The organism is Variovorax sp. J31P207, from assembly GCF_030316965.1.
In the GTDB taxonomy this organism is placed as follows: Bacteria; Pseudomonadota; Gammaproteobacteria; order Burkholderiales; family Burkholderiaceae_C; genus Variovorax; species Variovorax ginsengisoli_B.
On the sequence record NZ_JASZYN010000009.1, the window covers coordinates 236065 to 260633 of the forward strand.

22 protein-coding genes are annotated in these 24569 nt (G+C 69.8%); 15 read left to right on the top strand and 7 right to left on the bottom strand.

The window, feature by feature from the left end; genetic code table 11:
- The first annotated feature begins 6 nt into the window (after positions 1-6).
- Entirely contained in the window at positions 7-504 is a 498-nt protein-coding gene (locus QTI68_RS28175; RefSeq protein WP_286526425.1) for an Lrp/AsnC family transcriptional regulator, read from the top strand.
- A gap of 1 nt (position 505) precedes the next feature.
- On the opposite strand, the gene QTI68_RS28180 is transcribed toward QTI68_RS28175, so the two are convergent.
- Positions 506-1165 (bottom strand): TetR/AcrR family transcriptional regulator, encoded by a 660-nt coding sequence (locus tag QTI68_RS28180; RefSeq protein WP_353506448.1) that lies wholly within the window; start codon positions 1163-1165, stop codon positions 506-508.
- Between the two features lie 114 nt (positions 1166-1279).
- Here QTI68_RS28180 and QTI68_RS28185 point away from each other — a divergent pair, with 114 nt between their 5' ends.
- From QTI68_RS28185 to QTI68_RS28235, 11 genes are all read left to right on the top strand, one after another.
- Positions 1280-2527 (top strand): branched-chain amino acid ABC transporter substrate-binding protein, encoded by a 1248-nt coding sequence (locus tag QTI68_RS28185; protein ID WP_286526426.1) that lies wholly within the window; start codon positions 1280-1282, stop codon positions 2525-2527.
- Between the two features lie 33 nt (positions 2528-2560).
- On the top strand, positions 2561-4195 hold the full coding sequence (locus QTI68_RS28190) for an acyl-CoA dehydrogenase family protein (protein ID WP_286526428.1): 1635 nt from the start codon (positions 2561-2563) through the stop codon (positions 4193-4195).
- Positions 4196-4208: 13 nt separating this feature from the next.
- Complete coding sequence (locus QTI68_RS28195) at positions 4209-5711, top strand: class I adenylate-forming enzyme family protein (RefSeq protein WP_286526429.1); 1503 nt, start codon at positions 4209-4211, stop codon at positions 5709-5711.
- A 10-nt stretch (positions 5712-5721) separates the two neighbouring features.
- Positions 5722-6543 (top strand): thioesterase family protein, encoded by an 822-nt coding sequence (locus QTI68_RS28200; RefSeq protein WP_286526430.1) that lies wholly within the window; start codon positions 5722-5724, stop codon positions 6541-6543.
- A gap of 115 nt (positions 6544-6658) precedes the next feature.
- Positions 6659-7564 carry an SDR family NAD(P)-dependent oxidoreductase gene (locus tag QTI68_RS28205; protein WP_286526431.1) on the top strand — a complete coding sequence of 302 codons (906 nt, stop codon included), beginning with the start codon at positions 6659-6661 and terminating at the stop codon, positions 7562-7564.
- 31 nt (positions 7565-7595) lie between these two features.
- Positions 7596-8498, top strand: coding sequence for a LysR family transcriptional regulator (locus QTI68_RS28210; RefSeq protein ID WP_286526432.1), 903 nt, complete (start codon positions 7596-7598; stop codon positions 8496-8498).
- Between the two features lie 5 nt (positions 8499-8503).
- Entirely contained in the window at positions 8504-9397 is an 894-nt protein-coding gene (locus tag QTI68_RS28215; RefSeq protein ID WP_286526433.1) for a LysR family transcriptional regulator, read from the top strand.
- A 31-nt stretch (positions 9398-9428) separates the two neighbouring features.
- Entirely contained in the window at positions 9429-9800 is a 372-nt protein-coding gene (locus QTI68_RS28220; protein ID WP_286526435.1) for a hypothetical protein, read from the top strand.
- 108 nt (positions 9801-9908) lie between these two features.
- Entirely contained in the window at positions 9909-11063 is a 1155-nt protein-coding gene (locus QTI68_RS28225; protein WP_286526436.1) for a mandelate racemase/muconate lactonizing enzyme family protein, read from the top strand.
- Between the two features lie 32 nt (positions 11064-11095).
- On the top strand, positions 11096-12106 hold the full coding sequence (locus tag QTI68_RS28230) for a Bug family tripartite tricarboxylate transporter substrate binding protein (protein WP_286526438.1): 1011 nt from the start codon (positions 11096-11098) through the stop codon (positions 12104-12106).
- A gap of 2 nt (positions 12107-12108) precedes the next feature.
- On the top strand, positions 12109-12816 hold the full coding sequence (locus QTI68_RS28235) for an arylmalonate decarboxylase (protein ID WP_286526439.1): 708 nt from the start codon (positions 12109-12111) through the stop codon (positions 12814-12816).
- A 13-nt stretch (positions 12817-12829) separates the two neighbouring features.
- Here QTI68_RS28235 and QTI68_RS28240 read toward each other — a convergent pair whose 3' ends face one another.
- The 6 genes from QTI68_RS28240 to QTI68_RS28265 all read right to left on the bottom strand — a co-directional run bounded on the left by QTI68_RS28240 (position 12830) and on the right by QTI68_RS28265 (position 19353).
- The gene (locus QTI68_RS28240; protein WP_286526440.1) at positions 12830-13651 is read right to left on the bottom strand and encodes an HpcH/HpaI aldolase/citrate lyase family protein; all 822 of its coding nucleotides are present in this window, start codon (positions 13649-13651) and stop codon (positions 12830-12832) included.
- A gap of 294 nt (positions 13652-13945) precedes the next feature.
- Positions 13946-15307 carry an MmgE/PrpD family protein gene (locus tag QTI68_RS28245; protein WP_286526441.1) on the bottom strand — a complete coding sequence of 454 codons (1362 nt, stop codon included), beginning with the start codon at positions 15305-15307 and terminating at the stop codon, positions 13946-13948.
- 32 nt (positions 15308-15339) lie between these two features.
- Positions 15340-16530, bottom strand: coding sequence for a CaiB/BaiF CoA transferase family protein (locus QTI68_RS28250; RefSeq protein WP_286526442.1), 1191 nt, complete (start codon positions 16528-16530; stop codon positions 15340-15342).
- A complete protein-coding gene (locus QTI68_RS28255; protein ID WP_286526443.1) occupies positions 16530-17690 on the bottom strand; it encodes an acyl-CoA dehydrogenase family protein in 1161 nt (386 codons plus the stop codon). Before QTI68_RS28255 ends, QTI68_RS28250 begins: the two co-directional genes overlap by 1 nt.
- 5 nt (positions 17691-17695) lie before the next feature.
- Positions 17696-18559, bottom strand: a complete 864-nt coding sequence (locus QTI68_RS28260) for an HTD2 family dehydratase (protein ID WP_286526444.1) — start codon at positions 18557-18559, stop codon at positions 17696-17698.
- Positions 18560-18570: 11 nt separating this feature from the next.
- Positions 18571-19353 (bottom strand): citryl-CoA lyase, encoded by a 783-nt coding sequence (locus tag QTI68_RS28265; RefSeq protein WP_286526445.1) that lies wholly within the window; start codon positions 19351-19353, stop codon positions 18571-18573.
- Positions 19354-19511: 158 nt separating this feature from the next.
- Here QTI68_RS28265 and QTI68_RS28270 point away from each other — a divergent pair, with 158 nt between their 5' ends.
- The 3 genes from QTI68_RS28270 to QTI68_RS28280 are packed head-to-tail and all read left to right on the top strand — an operon-like array spanning position 19512 to position 24383.
- The gene (locus QTI68_RS28270) at positions 19512-21836 is read left to right on the top strand and encodes an acyl-CoA dehydrogenase family protein (RefSeq protein WP_286526447.1); all 2325 of its coding nucleotides are present in this window, start codon (positions 19512-19514) and stop codon (positions 21834-21836) included.
- A 41-nt stretch (positions 21837-21877) separates the two neighbouring features.
- Positions 21878-22888: a Bug family tripartite tricarboxylate transporter substrate binding protein gene (locus QTI68_RS28275; RefSeq protein ID WP_286526448.1), complete on the top strand. Its 1011-nt coding sequence runs from the start codon at positions 21878-21880 to the stop codon at positions 22886-22888.
- Between the two features lies 1 nt (position 22889).
- On the top strand, positions 22890-24383 hold the full coding sequence (locus QTI68_RS28280; protein WP_286526449.1) for a class I adenylate-forming enzyme family protein: 1494 nt from the start codon (positions 22890-22892) through the stop codon (positions 24381-24383).
- Positions 24384-24569 lie beyond the last annotated feature (186 nt).

Sequence of the window (24569 nt, forward strand, 5' to 3'; positions counted from 1 at the left end):
AAATCCATGAAAACCAATCGCACCAAAGACGATTCGATCGAAGATTCATCAGAAAGAATCGATCTCGCCATCCTGCGGGAACTGCGGGAGGACTCGCGCAAGACCCTGCAGGAGATCGGCGCCGCGGTCGGGCTCTCGGCCACCAGTTGCTGGACCCGCATCAAGAAGCTCGAATCGCAGGGCGTGATCAAGCGCTACACGGTCGACCTCGACCCGGCCAAGCTCGGCTACAACGACTTCGTGATCGTGCAGCTCACGCTCGAGAGCCACACCGACGAGACGCTCTACGAATTCGGCCGCGTGCTGGCGACCATTCCGGAGATCCAGGAGGCCTACCTGGTCTCGGGCGACTACGACTACTACATCCGCATCGCGGTGCGCGACACCCGAGACTACGAGCGCCTGCTGCGCGAAAAGCTCTACAAGATCCCCGGCATCCGCCACAGCAAGTCGAGCTTCGTGCTGCGGGTGCTGAAGGAAGCCAGCGTGCCGCTGGGGCACTGAGTCAGGCCGGCCGCAGGCTGTCCAGGTAGGCGTGGAGCGCGCCGCGCGCCTGGCGCGAGATCGCCGGCATGTCCGGTGCGCTGCGCACGCCGATATGCGCCTGCGCCATCAGGCCGTAGATCAAGGTCAGGCAAACCCGCGCCGCCTCCACCCTTGGGCCGGGCGGCAGCGCGTCGCTCGCGGCCGCGAGCGCGTGTCCCCACTCGTCGACGAAGCGGTCGTACATCTTGCGGTAGGCGTCGGGGCCGGAGAGCTGCCGCTCGAGCAGGTAGTGGGCGCCCCATTCGAGCGGGTGCTCGCGGTGCGCCTCGATCTGCGATTCGATCGCCGCGTCGACCACCTCGCACATCGGCCGGCCCGCGTGGCGTTCGGCCGCGTCGCGCAGCGCCATCAGCAGCGCCTTGGAACGCAGGTGCAGGCAGACCCGCGCGAGGTCTTCCTTGCTCGCGAAGTATTCATAGAAGCTGCCGAGGCCGGTGCCGGCCACCAGGACGATCTCGCGGATCGTGATGCCTGCGTAGCCGCGCTCGACCAAAAGCCGAACAAAGGCGTCCTGCAGGGCTTGAGAAGTGTGAAGTGCGCGCGACTGTCGCGGCTTCCTCCTCGGGGGAGAAGTCGGTGAGCGTTTGATCCTGGCCTCCTTGCACCGGAACCCGAACACCCGAAGCGTCGGTTGTTCCTAGAATTTTTAGAGCTGACAGGCTGCATTCTGCAGCGCTGCAAAGCAGCGCCGAAGCCCGGCGCGGCACCCACAAGAACGAGAGACACGCAACGCATGACAACCTTCCTCCGGGCGGCCTTGGCCGCGCTCGCGCTGGCCGCTGCCTCGGCCTCAGCCCAACCCGCCTCGACCCTGAAGATCGCCTCGCTGGACGCCATGTCCGGCCCGATGGCCGGCCTCGGCCTCAACGTGCTCAAGAGCTTCCAGTACTCGGTGAAGATGGCCAACGACGAAGGCTGGGCCGGCCCGACGAAGTTCGAGATCGTTGCCTTCGACAACAAGCTGTCGGCGCAAGAGGCGCTGAGCCTGCTCAACTCGATCGTGGCGCAGGACATCCGCTACGTGGTGCAGGGCGCGAGTTCTTCAGCGGTCGGCGTGGCGCTGCTGGGCGCGATCGAGAAGCACAACAGCCGCAATCCGGGCAAGGAGATCGTCTACCTCAACTACGCCGCGCAGGCCCCGGTGATGACCAACGCGCAGTGCAGCTTCTGGCACTTCCGCACCGATGCGAATTCCGACATGAAGATCGAGGCGATGACCACGCACATCGCCAAGCAGCCCGGCATCAGGAAAGTGTTCCTGCTGAACCCGAACTACGCCTACGGGCAGGAGGTCTCGAAGGCGGCGCGCGAACTGCTCGCGAAGAAGCGGCCCGACATCGAGATCGTCGGCGACGACTTCCACCCGCTGGGCCAGGTCAAGGACTACTCGCCCTACATGGCGAAGATCAAGCGCGCCGGCGCCGACACCGTGATCACGGCCGACTTCGGTGCCGACCTGTCGCTGATCGTGCGGGCCGCGCGCGACTCGGGCCTGGGCGTCGACTTCTACACGCTCAACGCCAACAACTTCGGCGTGCCGGGCGCCATGGGCGCGGCGGGCGAAGGCCGGGTCAAGCTGGTCTCGGCCTTCAGCCCGAACGACCCGCGGCTGGCGTCCAGGCCGCTGCTCGGCGGCTTCAAGCGCCAGGTCGGCGAGGACTTCATCAACGGCCTGGGCCACAACGCGATCCTGATGCTGGCGCAGGCGATCCGCGAGACGAAATCGACCGACCCCGCCACCGTGGCCGCGAAGATGGAAGGCATGCGCTTCGAAGGCCTCAACGGCCCGGTCGAGATGCGCAAGTCCGACCATCAGGCGCAGCAGCCGATCTACGTGCTGAGCTGGGAGAAGGTCGACGGCAAGACCGTGGTGCACGACCAGGAGAACACCGGCCTGGGCTGGAAGCCCGTGGCGATGGTCGACGCCAAGGCGGCCGAGCTGGCCACCAGCTGCCAGATGAAGCGCCCGGCGGGCGGCTGAGCCCGCGCCCCCTTCACCCCCGAAAGACACACCATGACCGGCATCCACCCCGACAACCAGGTCCCCGAACTCAAGGACTACAACCTCTACGCCAGCGACCCGGCGCTGCGCCGCGCGGTGGCGCGCGGCGGTGCCGGCTGGCGCGACGACGAGCTGCTGCGCCAGGGCGCGGAGTACGGCTGTGAAGCGACGATCCGCGCCGCCGAAGACGCCAACCGCCACGAGCCCGAACTGCACACCCACTCGCGCACCGGCGAGCGCATCGACCTCGTGAAGTTCCATCCTGCCTGGCACACGATGATGGGCATCGCGCGCCGCAACGGCATCGCCAACCTGCCCTTCGTCGACCAGCGCCCCTCGGCCTGGACCGCCTACGGCGCCTCGCTCTACATGCACAGCCAGATCGAGTCGGGCTCGACCTGCCCGACCACCATGACCAAGGCCTGCATCCCGGTGATGCGGCTAAACCCGGCGCTGTTCGCAACCGCACAGCCCAAACTGAACGCGACGGTGCACGATCCGCGCGACCTGCCCTTCGCGCAGAAGGACTCGATGACAGTCGGCATGGGCATGACCGAGAAGCAGGGCGGCAGCGACGTGCGCACCAACACCTCGCGCGCGGTGCCGGCGGGCCGCGGCGCCTGGGGCGAGGAGTTCCTCATCACCGGCCACAAGTGGTTCTTCTCGGCGCCGATGTGCGACGGCCACCTGGTGCTCGCCAAGACCGAGGAGCGCGGCTCGTCCTGCTTCTTCGTGCCGCGCTGGCGGCCCGACGGCAGCAAGAACCCGATCCAGATCCAGCGCCTCAAGGACAAGGTGGGCAACCGCTCCAACTCGAGCAGCGAGGTCGAGTTCAAGGAGGCCTGGGGCGTGCTGGTCGGCGACGAGGGCCGCGGCATCCCGACCATCATCGAGATGGCGACCTACACCCGCCTGGACTGCGCGCTCGCCAGCGCCGGCTTCATCCGCCAGGCGCTGGCGCAGGCGCTGCACTACACGCGCAACCGCCACGCCTTCGGCAAGGCGCTGATCGAGCAGCCCGTGATGACCGAGCTGCTCGCCGACATGGCGCTCGAGTCCGAGGCCGCCACCTTGCTGGCGATGGACCTGGCCTCGCACTTCGGCTCGACCGATCCCTTCGACGTCGCCTGGCGCCGGCTCGTGACGCCGGCCGCCAAGTTCTGGAACTGCAAGCGCGCGGTGGCGCTGACCGGCGAGGCGATGGAGGTCTTCGGCGGCAACGGCTATGTGGAGGACGGCCCGATGGGCCGCCTGTTCCGCGAAGCGCCGGTCAACTCGATCTGGGAAGGCTCGGGCAACGTGATGAGCCTGGACGTGCTGCGCGCGGTCTCGCGCAATCCGGACGACGCGCACCTGGTGCTCGACCATCTGCAGCAAGTAGCGTCGCAGGACAGCCGCCTGCGGACCCAGGCCCAGGCGCTGCGCGACGCGGTCGCGCAGCCACCGGCCGAGCTCGAGCGCCAGGCGCGCCGCTTCACGCAGCGGCTGGTGCTCACGGCCCAGGCCTGCCTGATGCTGCAGCACGCGAGCCCCGAGGCTTCGGCCGCCTTCATCGGCAGCCGCTTCGACCCCGACTGGGGGCCGGTGACCGGCATCACCTCGGGCACCAGCGACCCGGCCGCGCTGCTGCGCGCCGCCTGGCAGTGAGGCGACACGCAAGATGACGGATTTCGTTTCGATCCTCGACCAGCACGCCCGGGTGCAGCCGGGCAAGGAGTTCCTGCGGGCCGCGGGCCGCTCGTACAGCTACGCCGAGTTCGCCGAGCTGAGCCGCCGCGCCGCCACCGTGCTGCGCGGCCAGGGCATCGTCGCCGGCGACCGCGTGGCGCTGCTGTGCTTCAACACGCCGGGCTTCGTGCTTGCGCTGTTCGGCGCCTGGCGGCTCGGGGTCGCGGTGGTGCCGGTCAACCACAAGCTGCAGGCGCCCGAGGTCGACTACGTGCTGCGCCATTCGGGCAGCAAGCTGTGCGTGGTCGACGGCGCGCTGGCGGCGCTCGCACAGAAGGTCGAGAGTGCACCGGCGTGGCTCTCGACCGACAGCGCCGGCGCCGGCATGGCCAGCTTCGACGAACTGCTCGCGCAGGCCGCGCCCCTGGAGCGCGGCACGCCGCCGGCCACCGACGCGCTGGCCGAGATCCTCTACACCTCGGGCACCACGGGCAAGCCCAAGGGCTGCCTGCACACCCATGCCAACGTGTTCCTCGCGGCGGTGTGCGCGGCCGCCAGCACCTCGATCACGCGCCACGAGCGCACCCTGATCGCAATGCCGGCCTGGCATTCGTCGCCGCTCAACAACTGGCTGCTCGGCACCCTGCTGATGGGCGGCAGCGTGGTGCTGCTGCGCGAGTACGCACCCAAGGCCTTCCTCGACACGCTGGCGCAGGAGCGCATCAGCTTCACCTTCGGCGCGCCGATCGCCTTCCTGGCGCCGCTGCAGGTGGTGCCCGACCTGCAGTCCTACGATTTCAGCGCGATGCGGATGTGGGCCTACGGCGGCGGGCCGCTGGGCGCCGACATGGCGCGCAAGCTGGCCGACAGCTACCGCAGCGACCGCTTCGTGCAGGTCTACGGCATGACCGAATCGGGCCCGCTGGGCACCGTGCTCTATCCCGAAGAGGCGATCGCCAAGGCCGGCTCGATCGGACGCGCCGGCGTGCCGGGGGTCGCAGTCGAGGTGCGCCGCGCCGACGGCAAGCGCTGCTCGGCCGGCGAGGTGGGCGAGATCCACCTGCGCTCGCCGGCGATCATGAAGGGCTACCTCGACAACCCCGAGGCCTCGGCCGCCGCCTTCGACGACGAGGGCTGGTACCGCAGCGGCGACCTGGCGCGGATCGACGAGGACGGCTTCCTCTTCATCGTCGACCGGCTGCGCGACATGATCGTCACCGGCGGCGAGAACGTCTACTCGAAGGAGGTCGAGGACGTGCTGGCGATGCATCCCGACGTCCAGGACGTGGCCGTCATCGGCCGGCCGCACCCCGAATGGGGCGAGACCGTGACCGCGGTGATGGCGGCGCGCCCCGGCCGGGTGCTCGACGGCGACGCGCTGCGCAAGTACCTCGAGCCGCAGCTGGCGCGCTACAAGATCCCGCGCGCCTGGGAAGTGCGCGAGGCGCTGCCGCGCACCGCGACCGGCAAGCTGCTCAAGCACCAGCTGCGGTAAGAATACGGCGATGACCCATCCCCCGATCGAATCCGAACGCCCTGCCGCCGTCTTCACCCGCGCGGGCGAGGCCTGGCTGCCCAGCGCGCTGTCGCGCGGCCCCTGGGACCCTCGCGCGCAGCACGGCGGCGCTCCCAGCGCCCTGCTCGCGCACGTGGCCGAAAGCGCCATCGACGAACCCGGCTGGCAGCTGGCGCGCCTGACCGTCGAGCTGGTCAAGCCGGTGCCGGTCGCACCGCTCGCCACCCGATTCAGCATGCAGTCCGCGCGCTCGACCACGCGCCTCACCATCGAGCTGCTGGCCGGCGACACGCTGGTGGCGCGCGGCCATGCGCTGATGCTGCGCGGCCAGGCGCTGGCCCTGCCCGACGGCCTGCCGCTTGCGTCGCCTGCGCGCCTGCTGCCGGCGCCGCAGGATTGCAGCCAGCCGCTGCGCATCCCGGGGCTGCCCGAGGGCATCTCGTTCTACGCCACCGCGGTCGACACCCTGGCGGCCCAGGGCGACGTCTCCCGGCCCGGCCCGGGCGCCGCATGGTTCCGGCTGGCGGTGCCGCTGGTGCACGGTGTGCCCAATTCGCCCGCGATGCGCGCCGCCGCCGCGGCCGATTTCGGCAACGGGCTCAGCTGGGTGCTGCCGCCCGACCGCTTCCTGTTCTCCAATGCCGACCTGAACCTGCACCTGCACCGCCCGCCGGCGGGCGAATGGATCGGCCTGTCGTCGGAAACCCAGGTAGACGCCAGCGGCGCCGGGCTCACGCTGTCGCGGCTCTATGACGAGCGGGGTCCGATCGGCACGGCGGTCCAGACGCTGGTGGTGCGCGAGCGGAACTAGGGCGTGTTCCCCTAGACCGCGCCGAAACCCCTCTTTCGCAATCCCGAAGCACGGGCGGCGCCGCCCGTGGCATCCTGCGCAGGCGATTCCGCAGGCAAGTTTCTGGAGAGATCCGATGGTCGAAGGCAAAGTGGTTCTGGTCACCGGCGCAGGGGGCGGCATCGGCCGCGACATCGCGCTGGCCATGGCGCGGCACGGCGCCCGCGTGGTGGTCAACGACATCGGTGCCGCGGTTGACGGCGCCGGCCACAGCGCCGGTCCGGCGCAGCAGGTGGTCGACGAGATCCACGCGATCGGCGGCGAGGCGGTGCCCAACACCGACAGCGTGGCCGATGCCGCCAGCGCGGCGCGCATGGTGCAATGCGCGGTCGACAACTTCGGCCGCATCGATGCCGTGGTCAACAACGCCGGCATCCTGCGCGACCGCTTCTTCCACAAGATGTCGGTCGACGAGTGGGATTCGGTGATCAAGGTCCACCTGTACGGCACCTACTTCGTGAGCCGCGCCGCCGCGACCTTCTTCAAGGAGCAGAACTCGGGCGCGATGGTGCACATGACCTCGACCTCGGGCCTGATCGGCAACTTCGGCCAGGCCAACTACTCGGCCGCCAAGCTCGGCATCGCGGCGCTGTCGAAGTCGATCGCGCTCGACATGCTGAAGTTCAACGTGCGTTCCAACTGCATCGCGCCCTTCGCCTGGAGCCGCATGATCGGCGCCATCCCGACCGACACCGACGAGCAGAAGGCGCGCGTGGCCAAGATCCAGCAGATGACGCCGTCGAAGATCGCCCCGCTGGCGGTCTATTTGGCGAGCGATGCCGCGCACGAGGTCAACGGCCAGATCTTCTCGGTGCGCAACAACGAGATTTCGCTGATCAGCCAGCCGCGGCCGGTGCGCTCGGTGCATCGCTCCGAAGGCTGGACGCCGCAGACCATCGCCGAGCATGCGATGCCGGCGATGCGGGCCAGCTTCTATCCGCTCGACCGCTCCGCCGACGTCTTCAGCTGGGACCCGATCTGACGAGCCCCCAAGCTTGCGGGACAATCCGCCCGTGAACCTGCACTTCGATCTTTTCGATCTCAAGCTTTTCGCCTTCGTCGCCGAGGCCCGCAGCCTGACGCGCGGCGCCGACAAGGCCTGCATCTCGCTCGCGGCGGCCTCGACCCGCATCAAGCAGATGGAGGAGGCTATCGGCGGCAAGCTGCTGCACCGCACCGCCCAGGGCGTGAACCTCACGGCCGCGGGCGAGGCCCTGCTCTATCACGCGAAGCGCGTGATGCAGCAGATGGAGCACCTGCGCATCGACATGCAGGACTTCGGCAAGGGCATCAAGGGCCACGTGCGGGTGTTCGCCAACACCACGTCGATCACCGAGTACCTGCCCGAGAAGCTGGCCGGCTTCCTGACCCAGCATCCGGCGGTGCAGGTCGACCTGCGCGAATTCCTCAGCGAGGAGATCGTGCGCTCGGTGGCCGACGGCGGCGCCGACATCGGCATCCTCGCGGGCGACGCCCACACCGGCGACTTCGACGCCCGCCCCTTCGGCCGCAACCATCTGGTGCTGGTGGTGCCCACGGCCCACCGCTTCGCCGATGCCAGCGCGATGGCCTTCGTCGACACGCTCGAGGAGCAGCATGTCGGCCTGCACCATGCCAGCGCGATCCACCGTTTCCTGCTGCGCAAGGCCGAGCTCGCGGGCCGCGGCTACGCACCCCGCATCCAGGTCGGCAGCTTCGAGGCCATCTGCCTGATGATCGAGGCCGGCGTCGGCGTCGGCGTGCTGCCGGCCTCGTCGGCGCGGCGCCTGTCGCGCGCGCTGCGCATCACGACGGTGCCGCTGACCGACGCCTGGGCCGAGCGCGAGCTCAAGATCATCGCGCGCAGCCGCGAGCAGCTGCCGGCGTCCGCACGCGAACTCTTCGACTACCTGGCCCAGCCCTCGAAGCCGGACTGAGCCCGATGTCGGCCGACCTGAAATCGCTGCGCCTGTTCGTGGCCGTGGCCGACCACGGCAGCATCAGCGAGGGCGCCAAGCGCTGCCACATCGCGCTGGCCGCCGCCAGCAAGCGCATCTCCGACCTCGAGGCGCGGGCCAAGCTGCCGTTGCTGGTGCGCCATGCGCGCGGCGTCACGCTCACTTCAGCCGGCCACGGCCTGCTGCTGCATGCCCGCGCCGTGCTGTCGGCCATGGACCGGCTCGGCGCCGAGCTCGACGACTTCCAGAACGGCGTGGCCGGCGTGGTCAGCATCACGGCCAATGCATCGGCCATCGCCCAGTTCCTGCCGGCGCAGATCGGCTCCTTCCTGCGGCTGCATCCGGTGCTCAAGATCGACCTGCAGGAGCGCGCCAGCACCGAGGTGGTCAAGGCCGTGGTCGGCGGCCTGGCCGACATCGGCGTGATCGAGGGCCACACGCCGGCCGACGGGCTCGAATGCCTGGCCTACCGCAGCGACGAGCTCGCCGTCGTGGTGGCGCGCGACCATCCGCTGGCACGCCGCAAGCGGGTCGGCGTCGAGGAGGTGCTGCGGCACGACCATATCGTGGTTCGCGAAGGCACGGCACTGCACCGCGTGCTGCTCGCAGCAGCACTCGAGGCCCAGGTACCGCTCAAGGTGCGCATGCAGGTCGGCAGCTTCGACATGGTCTGCCGCATGGTCGAGCAGGGCATCGGCATCGGCGTGCTGCCCTTCGCCGCCATCCTGCCGCAGCTGCAGATCCTGCGGCTGCGCTGCCTGCGGCTCGACGCGCCCTGGGCCATGCGCCGCCACCTGCTGTGCGTGCGGCGCGAGCAGGACCTGACGGCGGCCGCGCGCTCGGTGCTGGAGCATCTGCGGATGCCCGATCCGGCCTGACCGGCCCTTGATCTTTTCGAAGGAGAGACCCATGACGAAGACGCAAGTGCTGGTGATCGGATTGGAGCCCACGCTGGTCGACTTCAGCGCGATGCCCGACATGAACGCCGCCAAGGTCCGTACCGGCCTCGAGGCGGACCAGGCGAAGCTCGCCGCGCTGGGGTACGAGGCCTCGCTGTGCCTGACCGACCTCGGGGAGACCGCTGCCGATGTGGTGGCCCGGAAGCTGTCCGAAAAAGCCTTCGATTGCGTGGTCATCGGTGCCGGCATCCGGACCCTCCCGGCCTACTTTCTTCTCTTCGAGCAGCTGATCAACGTGGTGCACCGATCTGCCCCCGGCGCCCGCATCTGCTTCAACACCCGGCCGAGCGACACCGCCGAGGCGGTCCAGCGCTGGTCGTAGCAGCCCGAGCCTTCGCGTCCCGCGAAGCCTCGCGCCCGCCACAAACGAATTGTTCTCCCGCTCGCGCGCGTCAAGAATCGCGCAACCGAGCAAGCAAAGGAGACATTCTTGAAGATCATCCGCGTCAGCGCCACGCCGCTGAACATCCCGGTCACCATCGACGTGCTGGGCCTGGCCAAGCAGACCTCGCTGTCGCTCTGCCTGACCGAGATCGAGACCGACACCGGCCTGGTGGGCCACGGCATGACCGCCATCACCGAAGAAGAGATCATCGCCGCCGCGGTGCGCGAGGTGGCCGGCCCGGCGCTGATCGGCGAAGACCCGATGGCCACCGAGCGCCTCTGGGAAAAGCTCTACTGGCTGCTCTCGCCGCGCGGCCAGACCGGCTACGCGAGCCACGCGATCGCCGCGCTCGACATCGCGCTGTGGGACCTCAAGGCCAAGGCACTGGGCCAGCCGCTGTGGCGCCTGCTGGGCGGCGCGCGCTCGCGGGTCCCGGTCTATGCCACCTTCGGCTTCGGCTTCTTCGAGCGCGACCAGCTCGCCGAAGCGGCAAAGCTCTGGGTGTCGCAGGGCTTCCAGCGGCTCAAGATGACGGTCGGCGGCCATGCCCTGGCGCGCCGCGACGAGCCCCGTCCGATCGACGAAGTGATCGACGAGGACGTGCGCCGCGTGGCCGCGGTGCGCGAGGCCGTCGGGCCCGACGTCAAGCTCTATGTCGACGCCAACTGCGGCCTCGACCTGTTCCACGCCACCCAGCTGGCGCGCCGCATCGAACCCTACGGCATCAGCTTCTTCGAGGAGCCGCTGACGCAGAACGACGTGCGGCAGATGGCGCAGCTGCGCAGCCGCACCACGATCCCTCTGGCCTGCGGGCAGAACGAAGGCCTGGCCTTCCGCTTCCGCGACCTGCTGGTCAACCAGGCGGCCGACGTGCTGCAGCCCAACGTGACGATCTCGGGCGGCTATTCGCAGTGCCTGAAGATCGCCGGCATGGCGCAGGCCTTCAACGTGCCGATCGACAATGGCGGCGCCTGGCCCTTCCACAACATGCACCTGCATGCGGGGGTCGCCAACGGCGGCATGGTCGAATACCACTACGTCGCGGTCGAGATGCTGAAGAAGATCTTCGACGGCCTGCCGGTGCCCGACCAGGGCTGGCTCACGCTGCCCGAGACGCCGGGGCTCGGCTTCGCGCCCAACGCGGACCGGGTGCGGGAGCTGGCGAAGCTCCCGACCTCGCACGGCAAGGGCAAAGCCTGAGGCAGGCCACGGACAAGGACAACGGAGACACGATGAACAAGAGACAGCAAGCGACTCGATCCCCACGCCGGCGGGCCCTGCGCGTGGCGACGCTGGGAACACTGGGAATGGCGCTCGGCATGGCGGGCGCCGCCTGGGCCCAGAAGTACCCCGACCGGCCGATCCGGCTGGTGGTGGGCTATTCGGCCGGCGGCGGCGTCGACGCCGCGGCGCGCATCCTGAGCGCCCGCCTGCCGGCGGTGCTGGGCCAGCAGGTGGTGGTCGAGAACCGCGCCGGCGCCACCGGCATGATCGCGGCCGACCTGGTCGCCAAGGCGGCGCCCGACGGCTACACGCTGATGATGGGCGACAGCGCCATGCTGATCACCAAGCTGCTGCAGCCGAAGATCGCGATCGATCCCCTGACCAGCTTCAAGCCGGTGGCCGGCGCCTTCGTCTCGCCGCTGATGATCGTCACCGGCAACGACTTCCCGGCCCGCACGCCGGCCGAACTGGTGACCGAGCTCAAGACCCATCCGGGCCGCTATTCCTTCGCCACCTCGGGCGTCGGCACGGTGCAGCACCTGGGCTTCGAGATGCTCAAGCAGACCACCGGCAGCTTCGTGGTGCATGTGCCCTACCGCGGAGCCGCGCAGATCGTGCCCGACGTGGTCGGCGGGCAGGTTCCGATCGGCGTCGTCAGCGCCACGGCGGGCATGGCGCAGGCCAAGGCCGGCAAGCTGCGCGCGGTGGCCCTCATGAACAAGGCGAAGCTCGACGGCGCCGACGGCGTGGCGCCGCTGGCCGATGCGCTGCCGGGCTTCGACGTCGCACCGCGGCTCTTCCTGCTGGCGCCGGCGGGCACGCCCGACGACATCGTCGAGAAGATCTCGGCGGCCGTGAAGACGGTGCTCGACACCCCCGAGGCGGCCACCGCGGCGGCCGCGCAAGGCACCTTGCGCGCCTACGCGCCGCCCGCGCAGCTGCGCAAGGACCTGGCCGACGAGACGGCACGCTGGAAACGCATCATCACCGACCAGCGCATCGTGGCCGAAGGGAGCTGACGATGACGCAAGCGCACCTGGGCCTGATCGTTCCCCCGGCCGCCGGCGCAGTGCCGGTCGATGGCCCGCTGCTGTACGGCGAGCGCATCCGCTTCAGCGCCCGCGGGCTCGGCCTCGGCGAGATCTCCACCCGCGGCTACACCGAGGTGATCGACTCGGTGGTCGAGAAAGCGCTCGAACTCAAGGCCGAAGGCGTGGCCGCCGTCTCGCTGATGGGCACCTCGCTGAGCTTCTTTCGCGGCGCCGCATTCAACCGCGAGCTGCAGCAGGAGATGGCCCGCGCCATCGGGCTGCCCTGCAGCACGATGAGCAACGCCATCGTCGGCGGCCTGCGCAGCCTCGGCGTGCGGCGGGTCGCGGTGGCCACCGCCTACATCGACGAAGTCAACGTGCATCTGCGGCGCTACCTCGAGGACAGCGACTTCGAGCCGCTGGCGCTGCAGGGGCTGTCGATCTCCGACGTGCAGGCGGTCGGCGAAGTGCCGACCGCCGTGCTGGTCGACCTCTGCGCGACCGTCTTCGAAGCGAGTCCGGGCGCCGACGGCATCCTGATCTCGTGCGGCGGGCTGGTCACGCTCGATGCGGTGCGCGAGGTCGAGGCCCGCTACGGCGTGCCGGTGGTGTCGAGTTCGCCCGCGGGCTTCTGGGACCTGGTGCGAAGCGCCGGGCTCGACGCGCGCTCGCCGGGCCACGGGTGCCTGTTCGCCTGAACGCGCGGGCGGCTCAGCCGCGGTCGGCCGCGGCGAGCAGCGCCTGCGCCTTGAGCACCACGGGGCGGTCGACCATCTTGCCGTCGACCGCGACCGGCGCGCCGCGGCTGGCCGCATCGGCTTCGATCACGCGCCGCGCCCATTCGAGCTGTGCCGGCGTCGGCGAGAAACCGCGGTTGACGGTCTCGACCTGCTTCGGATGGATGCAGAGCTTGGCGCCGAACCCCAGGCGCCGCGCCTGCCTTGCGTCCGCCTCGACACTGGCCGGATCGTCGATCGAGGTGCTGACGCCATCCACCGGCGGCTGCAGTCCAGCCAGGCGGGACGCCAGCACGATCTGCGAGCGGAACAGAAGCAGCTCGACACCCTCGCCTTCGATGCCCAGGTCGGCCTGGAAATCGATCGAGCCGAAGACCAGTCGCTGGACCCGGGGCACTGCCGCGATCGCGCCGAGCTGGTCGATGCCGCGCGCGGTCTCGACCAGCGGCCACAGCACGGACGAAGGCAGCGCCGCGGCGATGGCCCGCAGCACGGCCGCGTCTTCGGCCTTGGGCAGCATCAAGGCGGCGACACGAGCCTGTGCGCACATCGCGACATCGGCGGCGTGCCAAGGCGTGTCGGCGGCGTTGATGCGCACGCCGACGATCGAGCCGCCATCGCGCCCACGCGCCCCGAGCCAGTGGGCGACCTGCGTGCGCGCTTCGTCCTTGCGGTCGAGCGGCACCGCATCCTCGAGATCGAGCACGACCGCGTCGGCGCCGCTCTGGCAGGCCTTGTCGAAGCGCGTGGGTTGATGGCCTGGTACGAAGAGCAGGCTTCGGGCGATTTGTGTCATGTCGAGTCTCCAGTGATGCGAGCCGTGGGCACCAGGTTGTCCGGGGCGTGTGCCGAGGACGCCGGGTGGCCCCCTCCGCTCATGTCCCCCGCCTTCGGCTCCTCCTTTACTTCGCTGCGGGGGCCACCCGGCGCCCTCGTCACGGGTAGCGTCGTGTCGTGCTGGCCAAGGATGAACCACCGCCGTGACGGATCACGTCGATGGTGTGCTCTGCGCAGCGAAATAAAGGAGGAGGCCGCAGGCCGGGGGACATTCGCGGAGCAGAGTACGCCGTCGGCGTGATCCCGCCCCAACCTACGCCAAAAGGCGTCCGAAGCGCGGCGCACTCGCCAGCGACCAGATGCCATCGCACAGCGCCTGCGCCTCCTGCGGCGTGGCGGCATCGCCATAGGCGGCGAGCCGTTTCATCTTGTCCTCGATCTCGGCCCGGCTCAGCGTGTTGCCGGGGTCTCCCTTCGGTTCGTCGACCCGGCCCGAGAAGGTGCGCCCGTCGGTGGTCGTGACACTGACCTTGCCGATCCAGCGCGCCGGGTAGGCGGCGTCGACCTCGCGGTCGAGCTCCATCATGACCTTGTCGCGGAAGGCAGCCACCTCGGGCGCCAGGAAGTCGCGGTCGAATTCGGTCAGACCGGCTCGGCCATGGACCGCGATCAGGCCGAGCACCGTGCCCATCGAGAACTTGCCCTGGTGCACGGTGGTCGGCACGACCACGCGGCCCAGCACGTCGATCGCCCCTTGATGGACGTGGGTCACGACGCGCGCGATGTCGCCCTGCTGCAGCTGCTCGCGCCTCATGACCTGCAGCAGCGCATCGGCGGCCGGATGCGTGTGGCGGCAGGAGGCGTGGTACTTGAACGAAGTCTCGGCCAGCGTCCAGCGCGTGCCCAGCCCATCGACGAGGCGCGCGGGATCGGCATCGGTCGACATGCCCACACCCAGGCCCTGCGCGCCTTCGAGCACATGCTGCGCGCCCGTGAAGCCATCCTTCGCGAGGTAGGCCGACATCAGCCCGCTCGCGGCCGCATGCGCGCAGTGAAGCTGCTTCGAATCGGCGGCATCGCGCAAGAACTCCCAGACGCCGGCCGACTGCGTGCCGGCCGAGCCGAAGGCGTGCAGCATCTGGGCCGGCGTGAGTTCGAGCAGCCGGCCGACCGCCGCCGCGGCCGCCAGCGTGCCGGCCGTGGCGGTGGTGTGGAAGGTGCGGTAGTGCGAGCGGCCCAGGAATTCGCCGACCCGGATGCCGACCTCGTAGCCGGCCACCACCGCGGTGAGCAACTGCGCGCCGCTCGCGCCCAGCGCCTGTGCGGTCGCCAGCGCCGGTGCGAACACCACCGCCGCCGGGTGGAACACCGAGCCGTTGTGGACGTCGTCCTGCTCGACGTAGTGCGAGGCAGCGGCATTCACCAGCGCGGCGAACACCGGCGAGGTGGTGCGGCGCGAGATCAGCACCTCGCTCGGCCCTTCGGCCGGGCCCATCATCTCGGCGAAGCGTTGGATGGCCTGCACCGGACGCGCCGACCGGGCGGCGAGCACCGAGCCCAGCCAGTCGAGCATCAGGTCTTCGGCGCGGCGCAGCACGTGATCGGGAATGCGCTCGAACGTCAGTTCGGCGGCGAAGGTGGCGAGCGCCTGGCTCGGGTGGTCGTTGGTGCTCATGGCAAGGGTCTCGGTCGAAAAGGTTTCGTTGCTCACACGGCGCCGTCCGAACGCAGTGCCGCGATGGCGTCCGCGTCATAGCCGCACTGCGCCAGGATCGCATCGGTATGCTGGCCCAGGGTGGGCACCGCATCCATGCGTGCATCCCATTCGCGCGGCACGCCCGGCGGCAGCAGCGCCGGGATCGGGCCGGCGCCGGTGCCCACTTCGGTCCAGCGCCCGCGCGCCTCGAGCTGCGGGTGGCGCCAGACGTCGTGCATCGTGTTGACCTGCGCAGTCGCGATCTGCGCGGCATCGAGGCGCTGCATGATCTGCGCCGCGGTGAAGGGCGCGAAAGCCTGCACGATGATCTCGCGCAGCGCATCGCGCGACGCAGTGCGCTGCGTGTTGGAGGCAAAGCGCGCATCGGTTGCCAGGGCCGGCTGCTCCAGCACCTGGGCGCAGAACACCTGCCATTCGCGTTCGTTCTGCAGGCCCAGCATGACCAGCTTGCCGTCGCCGGCCTGGAACGGGCCGTAGGGATAGATCGTCGCGTGCGCGGCGCCCGCGCGCGGCGGCGGCTCGGCACCGTCGAAGGCGTAGTACATCGGGAAGCTCATCCACTCGACCATGCTCTCGAGCATCGAGACGTCGATCCGGCAGCCCTTGCCCGTCTTGCCGCGCTGCAGCAGCGCCGCGAGGATGTTGCTGTAGGCGTACATGCCCGCCGAGATGTCGGCGATGGAGCAGCCGGCCTTCGCCATGTCCTGCGGCGTGCCGGTGACCGACAGGAAACCGGACTCGCTCTGGATCAAGAGGTCGTAGGCCTTGCTGTCGCGGTAGGGCCCGGGCTTCTGCGCATCGTCGCCGTAGCCCGAGATGTCGCACACGATCAGGCCCGGATGCTTCGGCGACAAGGCCTCGAACGACAGGCCCAGCCGCGCGGCCGCGCCCGGCGCGAGGTTCTGCACCAGCACGTCGGCTTCGGCGACGAGGCGCCGGAGGATCTCCTGGCCCTGCGGGTGCTTGACGTCGAGCGTGAGGCTCTCCTTGGAGCGGTTGGTCCAGACGAAGTGCGAGGCCTGGCCGTTGACGCGCTGGTCGTAGGCGCGCGCGAAGTCGCCGCTGCCGGGCCGCTCGACCTTGATGACGCGGGCGCCCAGGTCGGCCAGTTGCCGGGTGCAGAACGGCGCCGCGATCGCGTGCTCGAGCGTGAGGACCGTGATGCCTTCGAGCGGCCGCATCAGAAGCTCCTCGGCAGTCCGAGCATGTGCTCGGCGACGTAGCTCAGGATCAAGTTGGTCGAGATCGGCGCCACCTGGTAGAGCCGGGTCTCGCGGAACTTGCGCTCGATGTCGTATTCGCAGGCGAAGCCGAAGCCGCCGTGGAACTGCAGGCAGGCGTTGGCGGCCTCCCACGAGGCCTTGGCGGCGAGGTACTTCGCCATGTTGGCCTGGGCGCCGCAGGGCTCGCGGGCGTCGAATCGGCGGCAGGCCTCGTAGCGCATCAGGTCGGCCGCCTCGACCTCGATGAAGGCCTCGGCGATCGGGAACTGAACGCCCTGGTTCTGGCCGATCGGGCGGCCGAAGACCACGCGCTCCTTGGTATAGGCCGTGACCTTGTCGATGAACCAGTAGCCGTCGCCGATGCACTCGGCCGCGATCAGCGTGCGCTCGGCGTTGAGGCCGTCGAGGATGTACTTGAAGCCCTGCCCTTCCTCGCCGATCAGGTTCTCGGCCGGGATCTCGAGGTTCTCGAAGAACAGCTCGTTGGTCTCGTGGTTGACCATGTTGAGGATCGGCCGCACCGTGAGCCCGTGGCCGATGGCGTCGCGCAGGTCGACGATGAAGATCGACATGCCTTCGGACTTCTTCCTGACGTCGGCCAGCGGCGTGGTGCGCGCCAGCAGGATCATCAGGTCGGAGTGCTGGATGCGCGAGATCCAGACCTTCTGGCCGTTGATGACGTAGCGGTCGCCCTTCTTCACCGCGGTGGTCTTGATCTTGGTGGTGTCGGTGCCGGTCGACGGCTCGGTCACGCCCATCGACTGCAGTCGCAGGTCGCCGCTGGCGATCTTCGGCAGGTACTGGCGCTTCTGCGCCTCGGAGCCGTGGCGCAGCAAGGTGCCCATGTTGTACATCTGGCCATGGCAGGCGCCCGAGTTGCCGCCCGCGCGGTTGATCTCCTCCATGATCACCGAGGCTTCGGTCAAGCCGAGGCCCGAGCCGCCGTATTCCTGCGGGATCAGCGCGGCCATCCAGCCGGCCTTGGTCAGTGCGTCGACGAATTCGGCCGGGTAGGCGCGGGCCTCGTCGACCTTGCGGAAGTACTCGTTGGGGAACTGGGCGCAGAGGTCGCGCACCGCATCGCGGATGTCGGGGTAGCGGGGATTGGAATCGGTCATGGCGATCAGGAGGATGAGAGTTCGGCGCTGGCCTGCATCAGCAGCGCGCCCTGGCCGTCTTCGGCCCAGAGTGCGAGCTTGCCGTCGGCATCGGCCGCGTGGCCGCAGACCCGCAGCAGGCGGCCGCAGGTCAGCGGGCGAACGGCCTTGAAGCTGTAGCCAAGCACCTGCCGGCCCGGGTTGTGCTGTTGCGCCGCCTCGAGCAGCAGCGTGGCGATCAGCGGACCGTGCACCACCAGGTCGTCGTAGCCCTCGACCTGCGTGACGTAGGGATGGTCGTAGTGGATGCGGTGGCTGTTGAAGGTGAGCGCCGAGTAGCGGAACAGCAGGGTGGCGTCGGGCCGGTGCTCGACCGACCAGGCCGCATCGGCCGGCGGCACCTGCGGCGGCGCCGATTCGCCCGGCTTCGCCGCCTCGCGGTAGACGATGTCGTGCAGGTCGCGCAGCACCAGCGTGTCGCCTGCATGCACCTCGTGCGCGACCTTGACGAACACCAGCGCGCCGGCCTTGCCCTGCTTCAGGGTGACGTCAGCCACGCGCGAGGTCTTGCGCGCCGGCGCGCCGAGCGGCAGTGGCGCGAAGAACTCGAGTTGGCTGCCGGCCCACATGCGGCGCGGCAGCGGCACCGGTGGCAGGAAGCCGCCGCGCGCGGGATGGCCGTCGGGGCCGAGCTGGATCTGCGGCGCGGTCGGCAGGAAGTAGCACCAGTGCCACAGCGGCGGCAGCGCCCGGCCCGCCGGCCAGGGCTGGTCGTCGTTGCGCAGGGTGGCGGCCAGCGCGCTCGCGGTCCAGGGCGACAGCAGGTCGTCATGGGTCTCGGTGCGGCCGATCCAGGTTTGCAGGTGGGCGATGTCGATCGGGTCGGTCATGGCCTGGCCTTTCAGTCTTGGCGTGGGCCTCCGGCCTCGCGCTCGACCCGCTGCCAGATCTCGACGCCCATCGGATCGTCGATCTCCTCCAGGATGTGGCCGACCAGGCCGATGGCGCGCGCCATCACGCCGAAGCCGCGGATGATGCGCCAGGGGAAGCCGAATTCGGCCGCGATGGCACCGATGGCGCCGGTGGCATTGATCGGCAGCGACTTGCCCGAGGCCCGCTCGGCTTCTGCCTGCACAGCCTGCATCAGCGCCACGTAGTGGCTCGACAGGCCGTTCTCGGCCGCGATCTGGAACAGCCGCGGCGTGCGCGGATCGATCGGCTTGTGCAGCGGATGGCCCAGGCCCGGCACGATCTCCTTGCGGGCGCGGTAGGCGGCGACGATCTCGCGCGCCAGGTCGGCCAGCGGCCGGGTGGGCTGGGTGCCGGGCGGGATCGCCTCGTACAGCATGCGCGCGGCGCCTTCGGTGCTGCCGACGAACACGCTGCCCAGCCCGCAGAGGCCGGCGCCCACGGCGGCCTGCAGCGCCTCGGGCGCGCCGGCGTAGGTCAGGCGGGCGACCAGCGCGCTCGGCGTGATGCCGTGCTCGACCAGCGTCACCACGATGGCGTTGAAGGTGACCGATTCCTGCGGAGTCGGCACCCGGCCGGTGAGCTCCAGAAAGGCCATGTCGCCGAGGTTCAGGTGGCCGAGGATCTCGGAGGGCAGGTCGCGCCCGCGAACGGTGATCTTGTCGGGCGTGCTGTGGCCGAGTTCGGTGTGCAGGGACTTCTTGATCTTGGTCATGGAGGAATGGGTGCGCGAAATGTCGACCCCGCGAATCTAGTCCCGTTGCAGCGATCGCGGTCTGTGATTGCCGAAGGCTCCCTTCGGCAATCGTGAACGTCGGTGCTCGCCCGCTCTGGCACGCTCCCAACCCGGATCGAATCATCAAGCTGGACACCATGGACCACGAATCATTGGCCGCCATCCGCGAGGCGGCACTGGACTATTTCGAGCGCAGCGGCAGCATCCGCCGCTGCCGCGCACTGACCGAAAGCCGCCGCGGCGCCGAAGCGGCGGGTTGGTCCGAGCTGGTCGCACTGGGCTGGCCCGGCATGCTGGCGCCCGAGTCCGCGGGCGGCCTGGCCTTCGACCTGGCCGGCGCCGCGGAACTGCTGCGCGCCGCCGGCGAGCACGTGGCGCCCGAGCCGCTGCTGGCCGTGGCCGGCCTCGGCGCCCTGCTGCTGCGGCGCCTGGACGGCGCCGCCGCCCGCAGGCTGCTGTCCGAACTGGTCGAAGGCCGCAGCCTGCCTGCCCTGGCTTGGCAGGAAAGCGCGGGCGACCTCAGCGACGTGCCGCTGGATTGCGGCTGCGAAGCCGATCCCCAGGGCCGCGTGCTGCTGCAGGGCGAGAAGATGATGGTGCTGCCGGGGGCGGCCGCCAGCGGCTGGCTGGTGTCGGCGCGCGGCGATGGCGACACCGTGCTGCTGTGGGTGCCGCGCGGCACCGCCGGCGTGACCGAGACGCTGACGCCGCTGGTCGATGGCGAACAGGCAGCCACTTTGCGCTTCGACCGCGTCTCGCTGCCCGCCGAAGCCGTGCTGGCCGAAGGCGCCACCGCCCGCGAGGCGCTGCGCCAGGCCCTGGCCGCCGGCCAGATCCTGCAGGCCGCCGAACTGACGGGCACGGCGCAGGCGATGCTCGACCAGACCCTGGCCTACCTGCGCACGCGCGCGCAGTTCGGCAAGCCGATCGGCAGCTTCCAGGCGCTGCAGCATCGGGCGGTCGACATGTTCATCCAGCTCGAAGTGGCGCGCGCCACCCTGGCCGAGGTGCTGGCGCTGGCGGCCGAGCCGGGGTTGCCGATCGAGCGGCTCGAGGCCGAGGCCAGCCGTGTCAACGCACGCTGCAGCGCGGCCGCACTGCAGATCTCGCGCTCGGCGGTGCAGCTGCACGGTGCGATCGGCTACACGCAGGAGTGCGACCTGAGCCTGTTCTACAAGCGCACGCTGCGGCTTGCGGCCTGGCTCGGCAACGCCACGGCGCACCAGCGCCGCTATGCCGCCCTGGCCGAGGCCGGCGCCCGGGCCAACGACGCGATCGCCTGGACCGGCGAATTCCCGCGCACGGCCGACTGGGGCGCCATGCCCGAGCCCGACTTCCGGCGCATGGTGCGCGCCTTCCTGCAGCAGCGCTACCCGGCGCAGCTGCGCTACCTGTCGCACCGCGCGCGCTGGAGCGAGATGCGCGACTGGTACCTCACGCTGTCGGCGCAGGGCTGGGTCGCGCCGGCCTGGCCGCAGGCGCACGGCGGCATGGGCCTGCCGGCCGACAAGATGATCGCCTGGATCGAGGAATTCGAGCAGCACGGCGTGGCCCGCGCGCCCGACCAGGGCATCGTGATGATCGGGCCGCTGCTGATCCAGCATGGCACGCCGGCCCAGCAGCAGCGCTTCCTGCCGCGCATCCTGAGCGGCGAGCATGTGTGGTGCCAGGGCTATTCGGAGCCCAATGCCGGCTCCGACCTCGCCGGCCTGCGCACCGAGGCGCTGCAGGCCCGCGATGCCGAGGGCGACCACTTCGTCGTCAACGGCCAGAAGATCTGGACCACGCTGGCGCAGGACGCCAACCACATCTTCATGCTGGTGCGCACCGACCGCGACGCCAAGAAGCAGGAAGGCATCAGCTTCCTGCTGTGCGACCTGGCGACGCCGGGCATCACGATCCGGCCGATCCACACGCTCGCCGGCGAGCCCGAATTCTGCGAGGTGTTCTTCGACAACGTGCGGGTGCCGGCCGAGAACCTGGTGGGCCGGCTGCACGGCGGCTGGACCATCGCCAAGGCGCTGCTGGGCTTCGAGCGCATCTTCCTCGGCAGCCCGAAGCAGTCGCAGTACGCGCTGGGCCAGCTGGCGCGCCTTGCGCGGGCGCGGCGGCTGTTCGCGGACCCGGTGTTCATGCAGCGCTACACGGCCCTCAGGCTCGACGTCGCCGACCTCTCTGCCGCGTACACGGGCTTCGCCAACATCGTGAAGGCCGGCAAGCCGTTGCCTGCCTCGGTGTCGCTGCTGAAGATCTTTGCCAGCGAGACCTACCACCGCATCGGCGCACTGCTGGTCGAGGCCAGCGAGGAACAAGGCGCGATCGCCGGCGATGTCGACGTCGACGGCCAGCCTTTCAATGCACTCTCGCCACTGATCGGATCGACCTCCGCAATGATCTATGGCGGCACCAACGAGATCCAGCGGAACATCCTGGCGCGGCAGGTGCTCGACCTGCCGGGCTGAGGTCGCACGGCACACAAAAAAGAACATTTCAAGGAGACAACATGAACCATCTGCAGACCCATCTTCCCCAGGGGGCATCGCGCCGCAAGGCGCTCGCCATGCTGACCGCCGGCGCACTCTGGCCACTCGCCATGCCATTGCCGGCAATGGCCCAGCAGGCGCCGATGCCGACGCTGGTCAAGCTCGTGGTCGGCTACACGCCCGGCGGCCCGGTCGACGGCGCCGCGCGCTTGCTCGCCCCTGCGCTGGCGCAGGAGCTGGGCACGCAGGTGATCGTCGAGAACCGGCCCGGCGCGGGTGGATCGATGGGTGGAGATGTCGTCGCCAAGGCCGCGCCCGACGGCACCACGCTGTTCTTCGGCGCCAGCCCGACGATCACGATCAACCCGAACGTGCAGCGCAAGATGCCCTTCGATCCGATGAAGGACTTGACGCCGATCGCGCCGCTGGTGGCCTACACCAACGTGCTGGTGGTCAACAAGGACCTGCCGGTGCGCAGCGTCGCCGATCTTTTGGCCTACGCCAAGGCCAATCCGCAGAAGGTGTTCTACGGCTCGGCGGGGGTCGGTTCGTCGAACCACCTGAGCGGCGCGCTGCTCGAGAAGATGAGCGGCGCGCCGATGGCGCACGTGGCCTACAAGGGCAGCGCGCCGGCCCTGTCCGATGTCATGGGCGGCACCCTGGCGATGATGTTCGACATCATCGCGACCTCGCGGCCCTTTATCGAATCGGGCAAGGTGCGCGCGCTCGCCGTTACATCGCGGCAGCGCAACCGCATGCTGCCCGAGGTGCCGACCATGATCGAATCCGGCATTGCCGACTTCGACGTCGGCGGCTGGTTCGGCCTCTACGGTCCGGCCCGCATCGACCCCGCACTGGTGGCGCGCATCAACGCCGCTGCCGTGAAGGTGCTGGCACGCGAGGCGGTGGCGGCACGGCTGCTCGATCAGGGCTACGAGGTCTGGTCCGGGGCGCCTGCGGTGCTCGACCAGAAAGGGCAATCCGACCGCAAGCTGTGGGCCACGGTGTCCAAGGGCATCGAGGCCGAATAAGGTGGCGCCGTCTCGAATCCACGAACTGTTGGCGCTGCGTGCGGCGCGAACGCCCGAGGCCATCTTCCTGCACGAGCCCGCCGGCAACACCTCGTACGCCGCGCTGCAGTCCATGGTCGACGCTGCCGCCGAAGACCTGCTCGGTGCAGGCGTGCGGCCCACCGACCGCGTGCTTCTGGTGGCGGAGAACTGCGCCGCGCACATCGCGCTGATCATGGCCTGCAGCTGCGTGGGCGCCTGGTCCTGCGGAGTCAACGCGCGCATGTCGCCGGGCGAGATCGCTGCGATCGTGGAGCGGGCCGATGCGCGGCTCTGCTACTTCACGAGCGGGGTGTCATCCGCGGCGCTGCAACATGCGCAGCGCGCCGAGGCAGTGCCGAGCGCCCTGCCCGGCGTGCTGCGTTCGCCATTGCGCACCGGCGCCACGCCGGAGTCCGACCCTGGGTTGGCCGATACCGCGGCCATCATCTTCACCTCGGGCACCTCCGGCACGCCCAAGGGCGTGATGGTGTCGCACCGCGGGCTGCTGCACTTCGGCCGCGTGTCGGCAGCATCGCGTGCGCTCACGGCCGACGACCGCGCCTACGCCTTCCTGCCGATGACGCACATCTTCGGGCTCGGCACGGTGCTGATGGCCTCGCTGAGCGGGGCGGCATCGCTGGTGCTGCGCAGCAGCTTCTCGCCCGCGGACATGCTCCAGGCGCTGGCGCATGAGAAGGTGTCGAACCTGCAAGGTCCGCCCACCATGTATGCACGGCTTCTGGCGCATGTCGAAGAGACACGCGCGCAACCGGCCTTCCCGCATCTGCGCTACCTCTACACCGGTTCGGCACCGCTCGATCTCGGGCTCAAGCAGCGCGTCGAGACGCTGTTCGGCCAGCCGCTGCACTACGGCTACGGCTTGTCGGAGTACGCGGGCTCGGTGTTTCTGACCCGGCGCGGCGTGGCGCGCGACGACACTTCAGCAGGCTATCTGGTCGAGGGCGCCGAGGCCCGCATCGTCGCCCCGGGCGGCAGCGACGCCGCGCCGGGCGAGGTCGGCGAGATTTGGCTGCGCGGCGCCGGCCTGATGCTCGGCTACTTCCGCGACCCGGCCGCTACGCAGCAGGTCATGCGACCCGGCGGCTGGTACGCCTCGGGCGACCTCGGCCGGCTTGGTGCCGATGGCGCGCTGTTCGTCGTCGGCCGTCTGAAGGAGATGATCATCCGCTCGGGCTTCAACGTGTACCCGGCCGAGGTCGAGGGCGTACTCAACCGCTTCCCGGGTGTGCATCTGAGCGCGGTGGTGGGAGTGCCGGAAACCGACGGCAACGAGGCGATCGTGGCGTTCATCGAACCGGAGACCAACGCGACGCTCGATCTCGGCGGACTGCAAGCCCACCTGCGGGAGCATCTTTCGGCCTACAAGAGGCCGTCGCGCATCGAGGTCCTGGCTGCGCTGCCGACCACGCCGACCGGAAAGATCCTCAAGCGGGCACTCGCGCCGCCTGCTTGACGGCCTCGACGCGGCATCCGAAAACGGCATGCACCAACGCCACCAGAGCGCGCAATTCGGTCGGGGTGACGTAGAACGGCGCTACCCGTGCCGAGGGCACCGGGTGGCCCCCGCAGCGAAGTAAAGGAGGAGGCCGCAGGCCGGGGGACATGAGCGGAGGGGGCCACCCGGTGCCCTCGGCACGCG